This is a genomic window from Avibacterium sp. 20-132, assembly GCF_023611925.1.
GTDB lineage: Bacteria > Pseudomonadota > Gammaproteobacteria > Enterobacterales > Pasteurellaceae > Avibacterium.
Genome location: NZ_CP091456.1, coordinates 1,607,407 through 1,619,668, shown reverse-complemented (window position 1 = coordinate 1,619,668; position 12,262 = coordinate 1,607,407). Strand labels below are relative to the sequence as shown.

Sequence of the window (12,262 nt, the reverse complement as noted above, 5' to 3'; positions counted from 1 at the left end):
GCTGCCCCTCTTCATAATCGGCACTATTACGATAATGAGTTTCAATTCACAGCCATCTGTGAGATGGCCGAAGCGCACTACTCTATGCAGGGCTTTACACCTGACGTTTCAATTCACAGCCATCTGTGAGATGGCTGAAATTCATTACTTCATCATCAGCAGTATTTATTGTTTCAATTCACAGCCATCTGTGAGATGGCTGTATTTGAGTAATAAACACGTAAAAGATTGTATAGGTTTCAATTCACAGCCATCTGTGAGATGGCTGGGGGCTAAGTTTTTAGAAACAGATAACGTTGCTAGTTTCAATTCACAGCCATCTGTGAGATGGCTGAGGTGATAAGAAACTTAGTGAACTTTCAGACCAAGTTTCAATTCACAGCCATCTGTGAGATGGCTGCGCCATTAATTTCGCAAATAATTCCTTTAATCTTGGTTTCAATTCACAGCCATCTGTGAGATGGCTGTAATATCCCACGATCCTTTTGCCCAAGCCTTACGTTTCAATTCACAGCCATCTGTGAGATGGCTGCTAGTCATTATGCGTTGAAAGTAACACATTCAATGTTTCAATTCACAGCCATCTGTGAGATGGCTGTTCCAAAAAGATAGTACCAATACCGCCAACAGCAGTTTCAATTCACAGCCATCTGTGAGATGGCTGCATCCACATACTATGATACGCTTGCTATTGAGGAGTTTCAATTCACAGCCATCTGTGAGATGGCTGGGATTAGGATATTTGCCAAAACATTATGGTATTAATGTTTCAATTCACAGCCATCTGTGAGATGGCTGTGCAATTTCTATTGATTTTACCGATTATTTGATAGTTTCAATTCACAGCCATCTGTGAGATGGCTGCAGCCCAAAATTGGTCTCGTTGATTAAATTGGACGTTTCAATTCACAGCCATCTGTGAGATGGCTGCAAATTATGAGCGTTATGGTGTTGGAGTATATGGTTTCAATTCACAGCCATCTGTGAGATGGCTGTAGCTTGTTTATTCTGATTTTTGAATTAGATGATGTTTCAATTCACAGCCATCTGTGAGATGGCTGTTAACTAACCGCTACGATTGGCAACTATTTCTTGTTTCAATTCACAGCCATCTGTGAGATGGCTGTTGCCACGTTCAGTTATCGTTAAATTTTGCAATGGGGTTTCAATTCACAGCCATCTGTGAGATGGCTGTGCGTTAATTATTCTCTTTATCGTTCAGCTATTGTTTCAATTCACAGCCATCTGTGAGATGGCTGGGGTGTTCACCCTTTAACTAATTGAAATATAATAGTTTCAATTCACAGCCATCTGTGAGATGGCTGTGCCGTGTTGTTTCAATCCTTGCTTGAGCGAACTTGTTTCAATTCACAGCCATCTGTGAGATGGCTGAATTAGAAAAAGTAAAACGCGGGGGAAATAATGGTTTCAATTCACAGCCATCTGTGAGATGGCTGCGCCAAAAGTGCGGGCTTTATCATTCGCCGTAGTTTCAATTCACAGCCATCTGTGAGATGGCTGCGTGGGTTTAGTATCACCAATAGCCAAGGTACAGTTTCAATTCACAGCCATCTGTGAGATGGCTGCTTCCGCAGTCTGTGGGCTAACAAATTCCCCCGCAGTTTCAATTCACAGCCATCTGTGAGATGGCTGATTGCTTACTTAACGGCAATGCGTATGCAGTGATTGTTTCAATTCACAGCCATCTGTGAGATGGCTGGTTCAAATTTATATGTAATATCAAAAGCAATAGCTGTTTCAATTCACAGCCATCTGTGAGATGGCTGTCAAAAAAGCCCGTGGCATACCGTCCGAATGGGTGGTTTCAATTCACAGCCATCTGTGAGATGGCTGTCACCGCAATCAATCGCCATTCAACTTTTAGCGATGTTTCAATTCACAGCCATCTGTGAGATGGCTGCTTATAGGCATTACAATGTTTCCTTAAAATTCATTGTTTCAATTCACAGCCATCTGTGAGATGGCTGGTGGATGAGGGCTTAATGAGCCGTTTCAATATTGTTGTTTCAATTCACAGCCATCTGTGAGATGGCTGTCACCAACACGGGCAAAGAATGTACCAACAGTTGGTTTCAATTCACAGCCATCTGTGAGATGGCTGCCTTTAATCCGTCTACTGATTTAGTACATATTGTGTTTCAATTCACAGCCATCTGTGAGATGGCTGTTTTGTGATAATAAAATAAATAATAGTGTAAATGTTTCAATTCACAGCCATCTGTGAGATGGCTGGGATTTGTACAAGAAAGTATTAATACTATTTATAAGTTTCAATTCACAGCCATCTGTGAGATGGCTGAAAGTTTTTTTAAAATAATCTTTAAATTCATAAGTTTCAATTCACAGCCATCTGTGAGATGGCTGAAGAAACGAAAAAAGGAGCTTGAACAAGTCAGAGTTTCAATTCACAGCCATCTGTGAGATGGCTGAACATAAAAAAAGAAATATTTAAAAAGATTTCTAGTTTCAATTCACAGCCATCTGTGAGATGGCTGGGATCGAAGAAATTCAACCGCTTGAAGATAAATTAGTTTCAATTCACAGCCATCTGTGAGATGGCTGCCGAAATATTATTGTAACTAATATTACCGGCGTAGTTTCAATTCACAGCCATCTGTGAGATGGCTGCACCACATAGCCAACCAGCTTTTTATCTTGCGCTTGTTTCAATTCACAGCCATCTGTGAGATGGCTGATACTACAAGATATTATATTAAGAGAAGATACAAAAGTTTCAATTCACAGCCATCTGTGAGATGGCTGGTTTTTCTTTTCTTCGCTTTCTTTTTGAACTATTAAGTTTCAATTCACAGCCATCTGTGAGATGGCTGGGCTTATGTACTCCCAGCAAAAACAAAAAAAATAAATGTTTCAATTCACAGCCATCTGTGAGATGGCTGATTTTAAAAATATGTGATCTAAATCGCATTTCTAGTTTCAATTCACAGCCATCTGTGAGATGGCTGTCGGGTTATGGCAACAAAGCAACCCTATTCCGCCCGTTTCAATTCACAGCCATCTGTGAGATGGCTGCTCGCCAAGGCTCAAAGGGGGATCCGTGTTTAAGGTTTCAATTCACAGCCATCTGTGAGATGGCTGCTTTATTAATATTATTCCATATTTGATTATCAGCAGTTTCAATTCACAGCCATCTGTGAGATGGCTGCTAATAAATAGCGTTTACCGCTTAAATTGTTTTAATGTTTCAATTCACAGCCATCTGTGAGATGGCTGAGCATAGGGAAAAAATATAACAAAAATAATGAATTAACCTCAGTATTTCGCTAACAAGTCTTTCCTATGGGGATGAGGATTATAGCATAGTTATTGCCAAATAAAATTCAGCGTTAATTATTTAATTTTTAAAGAACAATAGAGAATCGCTAACCTAACAGAGATTTGATGAGAACAAGAAGTTAGCGATTATAAGATTATGGTATCTTGGAAAATATCAATTGATGGTTTTGCACCATGATGCTCTACTTTTCTGCGCCATTTACTTCCTAAATGGTAAAAGCGCAAACTATCAGTTTCAGGGTTATAAGTATCCAATAGTTTGGATTTTAATACTACCCATTGATCTGGAGCTATATCACATTCAAACACAGAATATTGAACGCGAACACCATAATCAAGACAATGTTTCGCAATACGACGCAAACGCGCTTGACCTTGTGGATCATCAAGAGAAATATCATAAGTAATCAGCATTAACATATTGTTATCCTAACGCATTAAAAATGGGGGATATTGCGCTAAATCACCGCGTAAATGCCGTGCTAGTAGCATTGCTTGTATATGGGGTAATAATCCTATTGCAACATTTTCCTGCAAAAATGGGTGGAGTATTTTTTCTTGCTTCTTCGCTTGCCAAGCTTGGAATAGGCTTTTTCGCATTTCAGGTTTCAAATTAACTGCACCACTACTTTCTTTTACAAAATCACTTGGTTTAATTTGCCCACGGTTAATTAGGCTTAATACGGTTCTATCCACCCACCAAGCACGAAATTCTTCCAATATATCTTGTGCTAAACTATCTCTGCCTGGACGATCAGCATGTAAAAAGCCAATTTGCGGATCTAGCCCCACACCTTGCAAAGCACCGCTAATTTCCTTACCTAAAATACTATATAAAAATGATAACAACGCATTCACTTCATCACGCGGTGGACGGCGTGAACGTCCGTGAAAAGCAAAACCGCTCTTATCCCGCAATAAATGATGAAAAACACTAAAGTAACGAGATGCAGCTTCGCCCTCAATGCCACGAATAGTCTCCAACCCGTCAGCTTGCTTAAGCTCCCTTAAACGTGCATTTAAACCATAAATAGCCTGTTGAATTTCTTGATTTTCACCATAGTTTCGTAACTGGCGTTGCAACACGCGCTTAGATGATTGAATTTTAGCTGCGATAATATGACGTGCAATGGTGGTAGGTTTTTCCGCGGAATATCGATATTGCGCTCGGCGTAATAATACATTGCCACTTTGTCGGCCTTGTAAGCGCCCTAAATAGCGTCCATTTTCAGTGAAAAAGGCAAGATTTACATTATTTTCGCCACAAAATCCCATTAAAAATGGAGATACCAACACATTACCAAAACAGAATATATGTCCAATAGAATGAATAGGAAGCTGTGCCACTTTTTTACGCTCTTGTTCAATCACAAGCGTTTCTCTTTCTTTATGCAAATAACTGCCTTGTGTCGTGATATAAATGGTATTTTGTAGTTTTTTCATCGTAAAAATTCACCTAATTAAGATTAAAAAACTCATCATTTTTATACCGCACTTTGCTTTTATTCTTTCTCATCAAACAACCTTTTGATATAAGATTGCGATTTATCTTTTTCCAATAATGCAGGCTGGCAAAGCTCAATTAAGGAACAAGCCTTACAGTGTTTCCCATATTGTGGTGCAGGCGTTATGCCGCTTTCTAACAATGCTTGTACATTCGCAATGGTATCTAATGTTCTGTTTCTTAATTCAGCTGAAAACAGAACAGGTAAACGATGTCGCGTTTGTAAATACCATATCGCCCCTTCCGTAATAGACTGCCCTGTCATTTCTTCTAAACATAATGCTTGAGCGCAAAGTTGAATTTCATCAATAGGTTCAAGTTTAGGTTTGCCACGTTTATACTCTATAGGCTTTAATTGACCTGAGCTAAGATCTTGCTCTACGAGATCCAAAATTCCCGTTAATCCAAGCTGTTGCGCACAAACATGTACGGTTCGCTCAAAACGAATTCCCTTACGGCTTTCAGGCTCGCCTGAATCGACACGCTCGTGCAAGGTTCTTCCTTGTGCCGTAAGCAAGTTTTCTTCCCACGCTTGCTCGTTATGGATTAACGCACATTGGCGTGGGCAGAATGCATAATGCTGTAATGCCGAAAGGGAAACGATATACATTGGTTAAATTAATTCTTCAACCGTTACGCCTGTTAACCCATCAGTATTCACTGAGATACGGTAATCATCAAATGACTGTGCAGGCATTGCCATATCACCATTCACACGTTCTACGGTGACTCGCTCAAATAATTTATGCGCTGGTTGATTGCCTAAGGCGTCTTGATGTTTAAATACCACCAGTTTGCGCGCCACCATTTCACCACGCGCGGCAGAATGATCGTGTTCAAACATTAGCTGTAAAGCCTGCCATAACTTCTGTAAATCGTCATCACTAAAGCCCGTTTTCTCTGCTAATTTTGCTGAAATAAAGCCGTGAACACGATAAAGTCCGTAAGGAACAATGGCTTTACGCCCCATAGTACGTTCTTTTTCAAGATCTTTCTCATTGGTTACAGCCATACGCGTAATAGAAAGTTCCACTGGAACAATCGGATCGATTGATTGTGCAAAGGCAAATTGCACTGGGCCACGAACTTGACCGCTATTAACTTCTGTCGTCATTACTGCACCAAAACTACGAACATCAAAGAAATTTTTGCACATCCATGCGGTAATTTCGCGTGCTTTGGCTTCATCTTTCGGTAGTTTTTTCGCTTCAGGCTTGATGGATAAAGCTTCATAGGCACGTTTATTTTGTAAATTCAACACGCTTTTTTCTTTCACATAAATCTCGTAGCCTGGCTCATTTTCATAGCATAATTCAATAAAATTACGGATCTTACGTTTTAAACAAACATCTGTAACCAAGCCTTTGCTGGTTTCAGGATCCATACGCGGTAAATTTCCTGCATCAGGATCACCATTTGGATTCCCGTTAGTAACATCAAAAAAATATACAAATTCATAACGATTCTGGATAGTCATTTTTTACTCCTTGATTGATTCGGTTTCATCAGCATTGACTTTTTTGCTGAAATAACGTTCTTTTTCTTGATAATAGCCTAATGCAAAGCGTCCTTGTTCCTCAATATTCAAATGACGCGGGAAAACGGTTGGTAATTTTGCTAAAATTGCGGCAAGCTCCTTACTTAAATTAATCGCCATCCCCACTTTGTCTTTCTTTAAGCGAGAAAAATGATGCTGAGCCCCTTTCAGAAGACGTGGGAAAACTGAATACGGCACAGTAGATGCCGAGGCATAATAACGATCGACAATATTTGCATTGAGATCACCCAACGCTTGGTATTGAACGCGTTCTAACAACGCAAACAATCGCCCAAGAAGATAAGCTGTATGATCCGTATTTTCATCTAATTCCATAGGAACTCCTTGTTTTATCAAACCTTTTCTAAATCGCCGCTGAAGTACGGCTTTAACCATTGCAATTCTTAATCCTGTTATTTGTCCATCCGCTCTAAATCGCATCAGTAATTGAGATAATAAATTCATCGGATAGAGACTATCAGTAAAAATAGCTCGAGCCAGCTCCCCTGCGAGTACTGGGGAAATATTCTCAGATTTGCCTTTGCCAACGCGATCCAATGGCGTTGTTTGCAATAATAAACGCCAAATAGAAGGTGGCGTTTTCCAAGGGCGAGGATTAAGCGCAAGATCCTGCCAATGCATCGCTAAGTTATTGGCTAGCTCACCAAAACTGGTTTCCAACCAAAAACGAATAGAAATTCTTGAGGCATTGGGCGCTAAACCTAAAATGAAAAAACGGGTACTCGGCGCTATTCCTGGATTAATCTCTTGCAAAGGTCTGCCTTTACTCATTTTTTCTAGCATATCAAAAATAGGGCTATTCTCTTGCTCATCATCAGGCGGTGTCAAAAAACCTGCAAAAAATTGTTCCGCCAGCTCCGCTTGTTCAACATCTTCTGCTTCTGCCCAAAAAACGGTACTTGTATCGCCGATCATTAAATGATGATTTTTATTGCGTAATAAATAATTTAACGCTGTGGTATAAGCAAACGCTGCTTGTTCTGAAACAGGTGCATTATCACCTTGATCCTTATTAAAAGAAGTAAAGGCATCTTTATTGAAGGAAATAATTGAACCGCCCGCAGCTTGTCCACCTTGAACGCCTTTAATTGAAGGATGCAAACGTGCAATAGGTGCTTTTTCACCCGTAATTAAGCAAATTCCTTCTGCCTTTTCATTCTGGGATAATAAACCTGTCCATAAATTTTGTGCTTCAACAGTTTGATGAATATATTCATTTTCACCATCCAACTTAAATACAACGTTAGCATCTAGTATTTCAATAGGACAAAGAGAGTCTGCAAATTTTTCAGGATCCCAAGTTGTTAAGAATTTCACCAAGGCTTGCAAGCCTTTATCTTGAGTATCAGCCAATGTCTCTAAATGAAATTGTTTGAACGCATCGAAAGTATGGCGCGAAAGTAACGCAGGCTGCACTTTCGCAGTATCTTTATCCTGATTTGCTTCCACCCCAAGTACATAAGCTGTTTTATCCCATAAAAAGTTCGGTTTTATCCCAGAAGTTCGTTTCACTGCTTGGGGAACATTGATTAACTTCACCCTTGACTTTTTGTCATCAGTAAAATTAGGAATAACATCAACCAGCTCTCCCTTTGAATTTAATACTAAGATATATCCAATTTTTTCTTCACTGAATCCATAAGAAGGGACTTTAGGTTCACCTGTATCACGATCCTTTTGTGAAGATAAACGATGATAATAACGAACAAGCGATAATAAAATCACGATACCACCTCCTCAGCCATAAAAGGTGGCACCGTAATAATGCCATCTTGCATTTTGGCTCTAAAAAAGTGCGGTGTATTTTCATTCTGAAAATCAATATCGTGCAACATCCAGCCTAAATCACGCTGACGATCGTTTTCATCTAATAAACATTCAGGTAACGATTCACCTTCATCAATAAAGGCAAATTCAGCTGGAAACTCCCTCACTCCCATACAAGGTTGTTGGAAGCATTGCCCTTTCATCGCACGACGTTTAAACATTTCTAAATGCTTGGTTAAATTATCACTTTCACCCGCTTTATCCGTCATTACAATATGGGCTTCAATAACATAAGCGACATTTTTTAATACGGTAGCAGCACGTTGTTGACGATCTTCTTCAATAATAGTATAAAGTCCTTCAACACTTTTACGTTTCATTGCCCCACTTACTTTAGTGGCTGGCAGCTTACTCCCTAATTCATTTCTGCGAATAGATTCAAACTGGATAGGCTTCAGCACATAGATCTTATCTATTACCCAATTTATTGCGGGCTTCCAATGGATCGCTGATAATATCCCCCGCGCAGCTGAAGGGGTTATCACGTCATAAGAGACCCGTTCCACCTTCATTTCTGGGCGGGTGAAACAGGCATAGTCGCCCCAAATATGTAATCTCACTTTATTCTTCATTCACTACTCCATTTATTCTATGGTTATGCTATGACAACTTACCAAGCACAATTTTCCGCAGCAATAAATTCTGGCGTATCCCAATTTAATCCAGAATCTTCGCTATATAAATCCTGATTAATCAGATAATAAAACTGTTCACCAAAACGTTCTCTATTGATTAAATCAACCACGCCTCGCTGATAAAGTGCGGTCAAAATTTTCTCAGAAATTTGGATCGTATAGGGTTGCAACTTGCGTAAAATTCCCCCAATTTGTTCGGCATTTTGCAGGCTATCGATAAGTTTTTCGGCCTCTTCATTAAAAGGAATAATCAAAGGCACAAGATGGCTTTGAATCATTTGAAATTTTTTCGCCATGGTTTCAAAAGGGAAATTTAGCCTTGCATTATGGCAATCTGCTAAAATGCCTGCTTTATCTAGTTCACTCCCCTTTGAAGCATAAACCTGCTTGAAATAATTTAAAATAGCATCTGGTGCCAGTAAATCGGATTGATGCGAGCGTACAACTGAACGCATACAGGCCGAAAGTACGTTTAACTCCGCTGGTGGCTTCCACTGCTCTTCTGGCTTAAAAATAAAGACTAAACTTTCGCTCTGCGCCCGTTTTCCCTCACGATTACAACGTCCTGCGGCTTGAGCAACAGAATCTAAGCCTGCTTCCGCACGCATTACCAGCGGGAAATCGACATCCACACCCGCCTCTATTAAGGATGTTGAAATCACCCGACAAGATTTGCCTTCTTTCAAGCAATGACGAATCTCATCAAGTATTTGCGTACGGTGTTTAGCACACATCAAGGTGGAAAGATGAAAACATCCCTCCAAGGATTTCGCTAAATGATACAAATGCTGCGTGTGCTTGCGATTATTGACAATAATCAGAATTTGTGGATTTTCAGTTAAATAATTGAGTACAGACTCATCTTTTTGCTCACCAATATGCTGTACAGTGGTACGTGCCAATCGTTCAAATAATTGTTCAGGATTTGGCGCAATTTCGCGTAAATACTCAAATCCTTTATAGAAACCGTGTTGCTGATGAATCGCAGGTTGAGTCGCGGTACACATTACCACCGAACAGCGATAATTACGCGCAAGTTCATCAATGGCTGCCATAATCGGACGTAATAAATTGAGCGGTAACATTTGTGCTTCATCTAAAATAATCACACTTCCCGTAATATTATGTAACTTACGGCAACGAGATGAACGATTTGCAAATAAAGATTCAAAAAATTGCACCGCTGTGGTTACCACAACAGGCATATCCCAATTTTCAGAAGCTAAGCGCAATTTATCTTTGCTATTTTTATCCGCCAATTTTCCATCATCAAAGGTACTATGATGCTCTAACACCGCTTTCTCACCAAGCTCGCCAAATGCTTGGCGAAATTGTGCAGCATTTTGCTCAATAATACTCGTAAAAGGAATCACATAAATAATACGGCGAAGTTGGTGAATCTTAGCGTGCTCAAGAGCAAATGCCATTGAGGTAAAAGTCTTTCCACCACCAGTTGGCACGGTTAAAGTAAAAAGTCCAGGTGGTAGTACGGCTTGCTGTACCGCATAATCAAAAATCTGACTACGCAGTTGATTCAGCGAAGAAGCTTTCTGATTAGCTGAAGATTGTCTAAATTTTGACTGAATAAATTGATTGAAATGATGCTGTAAGGTAATAAGATCCGGATAATTACCCCGCTCAACGGAAACATTTTGCCCTTTGGCATAAAAAGCTTCTGTTTCTAAAAAATCCGCATCGACCAAACAAGAATAAAGCATTCGGGTAAAAAAAGACAAAGAGAAAAATTGCTCTGTTTTTGATGGTGTGATAGCAGGAAAAGAAAGTTTATCGGCTAACGGAATTTCATCTTGCCAAGCTTTATCTAAAGCAGGAATGATATTTTCTAAGCGCTGAGCTAAGGTTGTTAGCTCCCCTTCTCGCGAACCATTCGCTAACCCAGCGTGATGCCCTGCAATACAAAATGCCATCAGCCAACCGAGTTGAGGGTATTTTTCTATGGCTAATTTTGCCCCTGCAGTTGAATGATCAACCCGCGGCCCACCACGCAAACGCGCTTGATATGGCTCACTATACTTACCAAAATCGTGTAGCAATCCCATATGATATGCAATCTCTTGAGCGCCAAAATATTGCGCAAAATCAGCTGCCATTTTCGCAACATTGATCAAATGATCACTTAACAACTGCCAATCTTTCTCTGTCGGATCTTCTGTTGAATGTGCGAAAAAAACCATAAGCTCTACTGCTGTAAAAGGTTAATCATTAGACAGTAGTATATAAAAAAATCCTTATCTTCCAATCAGTAAAACTAAATTATGTGATACATTTCACATTGTTTTAGAAAATACCTAAGTTTAGGATAAAACTAACATAAAATGATGCAATTGAAAGGCAAATAATAGACATAAAAAAAGCCGCCACCGGCGGCTATCTTATTATAGCCAGCCAAAGGCTGGCTATAAAAACCATACGCTATGCGTATGGTGTTAAAGAGCTTAAGCGATGAAAAGAAAAATCCTCACTATATAATGAACGAAGCTGATAACCAAAATTCAACATATAGGAGGATATGTCATGACAAATAAAGCGAATGACGATTTAAGTTTATCACATACAAGGTGGAACTGTAAGTATCACCTAGTATTTATACCTAAATACAGACGGAAAGCTATTTTCGGTAAGCTAAGAGCAGATATAGGGAGTATTTTAGACTATAAAGGCGTAGAAATTGTAGAAGCTCATGCAATGAAAGATCATATCCATATGCTTGTAAAAATACCACCGAAATTAGTAGTTTCAAGTTTTATGGGATATTTGAAAGGAAAATCATCATTGATGATTTTTGAAAAGCATGCAAAGCTAAAATATAAATATGGTAATAGACACTTTTGGGCAAAAGGCTATTATGTAAGTACGGTGGGTTTAAATGCCAAGGTGGTAGAGGAAAATATATACGTAACCAAGAAAAAGAAGATATGCTACAAGATAATTTAAGTACGAAAGAATATGTGGACCCCTTTAAGGGGTAACCAAAGTAATCTCTAAACACGGTTGTCGGTCTTTTCACACATCCCTTGAGGGATGTGTGAAGTAAAGGCCCTTATAGGGTAACCTCAAAACCGCACGTTTCACGTGCGGATTGTTATTGATTTATCTATAATTTTATGACACCTGAGGGCGAGCTTGCGAGGGGTTTAAAATCTCTTGTATAGCCCATTAACCTAAAATAGTTCTTTTTCTTTACGTGGAATATTCGGCCAATACTACCACCCGATCTATTGTTTAATAGACGCTCCTATCCTACACAACTTATAAAGTTTGTAAAAGCTGGATTCTAACTTTTTATAATAAAGCTGAATTTACCATATCTATAATTTCGATTTAAATCGTCGTATCAATGAATTAAGCATTAAAATGAAATAGCCTAGTAATAAAATGCAAAATAGATATGTAACTGAA

Annotated in this window: 7 protein-coding genes, 1 pseudogene and 1 CRISPR repeat array (1 of these 9 cut by a window edge); of the genes and pseudogenes, 1 reads left to right on the top strand and 7 read right to left on the bottom strand. The window is 39.3% G+C overall.

Annotated features, from left to right (window positions below; genetic code table 11):
* Positions 1 to 3,255: a CRISPR direct-repeat array (repeat unit 32 nt; unit sequence GTTTCAATTCACAGCCATCTGTGAGATGGCTG); it reaches 28 nt to the left of the window's first position.
* 189 nt (positions 3,256 to 3,444) lie between these two features.
* The 7 genes from cas2 to cas3 are packed head-to-tail and all read right to left on the bottom strand — an operon-like array spanning position 3,445 to position 11,037.
* A complete protein-coding gene (gene cas2 / locus L4F93_RS07685; protein WP_250349737.1) occupies positions 3,445 to 3,738 on the bottom strand; it encodes a CRISPR-associated endonuclease Cas2 in 294 nt (97 codons plus the stop codon).
* 9 nt (positions 3,739 to 3,747) lie between these two features.
* Positions 3,748 to 4,761: a type I-C CRISPR-associated endonuclease Cas1c gene (gene cas1c / locus L4F93_RS07680; protein ID WP_115249799.1), complete on the bottom strand. Its 1,014-nt coding sequence runs from the start codon at positions 4,759 to 4,761 to the stop codon at positions 3,748 to 3,750.
* Positions 4,762 to 4,820: 59 nt separating this feature from the next.
* Complete coding sequence (gene cas4 / locus L4F93_RS07675) at positions 4,821 to 5,432, bottom strand: CRISPR-associated protein Cas4 (protein ID WP_115249800.1); 612 nt, start codon at positions 5,430 to 5,432, stop codon at positions 4,821 to 4,823.
* Between the two features lie 3 nt (positions 5,433 to 5,435).
* The gene (gene cas7c, locus L4F93_RS07670) at positions 5,436 to 6,299 is read right to left on the bottom strand and encodes a type I-C CRISPR-associated protein Cas7/Csd2 (RefSeq protein WP_250349736.1); all 864 of its coding nucleotides are present in this window, start codon (positions 6,297 to 6,299) and stop codon (positions 5,436 to 5,438) included.
* A 3-nt stretch (positions 6,300 to 6,302) separates the two neighbouring features.
* Positions 6,303 to 8,105 (bottom strand): type I-C CRISPR-associated protein Cas8c/Csd1, encoded by a 1,803-nt coding sequence (cas8c, locus tag L4F93_RS07665; RefSeq protein ID WP_250349735.1) that lies wholly within the window; start codon positions 8,103 to 8,105, stop codon positions 6,303 to 6,305.
* Entirely contained in the window at positions 8,102 to 8,779 is a 678-nt protein-coding gene (gene cas5c / locus L4F93_RS07660; protein WP_250349734.1) for a type I-C CRISPR-associated protein Cas5c, read from the bottom strand. The genes cas8c and cas5c overlap by 4 nt, the downstream gene beginning before the upstream one ends.
* A gap of 38 nt (positions 8,780 to 8,817) precedes the next feature.
* The gene (gene cas3, locus L4F93_RS07655; RefSeq protein ID WP_250349733.1) at positions 8,818 to 11,037 is read right to left on the bottom strand and encodes a CRISPR-associated helicase Cas3'; all 2,220 of its coding nucleotides are present in this window, start codon (positions 11,035 to 11,037) and stop codon (positions 8,818 to 8,820) included.
* Between the two features lie 340 nt (positions 11,038 to 11,377).
* Between cas3 and tnpA the strand changes: the two are divergent.
* A pseudogene (tnpA, locus tag L4F93_RS07650) lies at positions 11,378 to 11,832 on the top strand (IS200/IS605 family transposase).
* The last annotated feature ends 430 nt before the right edge of the window (positions 11,833 to 12,262 follow it).

Excerpts from the sequence above, each read along its gene's own strand:
- cas1c (WP_115249799.1), bottom strand. The coding sequence starts at position 4,761 with ATGAAAAAACTACAAAATACCATTTATATCACGACACAAGGCAGTTAT.
- cas2 (WP_250349737.1), bottom strand. The coding sequence starts at position 3,738 with ATGTTAATGCTGATTACTTATGATATTTCTCTTGATGATCCACAAGGT.
- cas3 (WP_250349733.1), bottom strand. The coding sequence starts at position 11,037 with ATGGTTTTTTTCGCACATTCAACAGAAGATCCGACAGAGAAAGATTGG.
- cas7c (WP_250349736.1), bottom strand. The coding sequence starts at position 6,299 with ATGACTATCCAGAATCGTTATGAATTTGTATATTTTTTTGATGTTACT.
- cas4 (WP_115249800.1), bottom strand. The coding sequence starts at position 5,432 with ATGTATATCGTTTCCCTTTCGGCATTACAGCATTATGCATTCTGCCCA.
- cas5c (WP_250349734.1), bottom strand. The coding sequence starts at position 8,779 with ATGAAGAATAAAGTGAGATTACATATTTGGGGCGACTATGCCTGTTTC.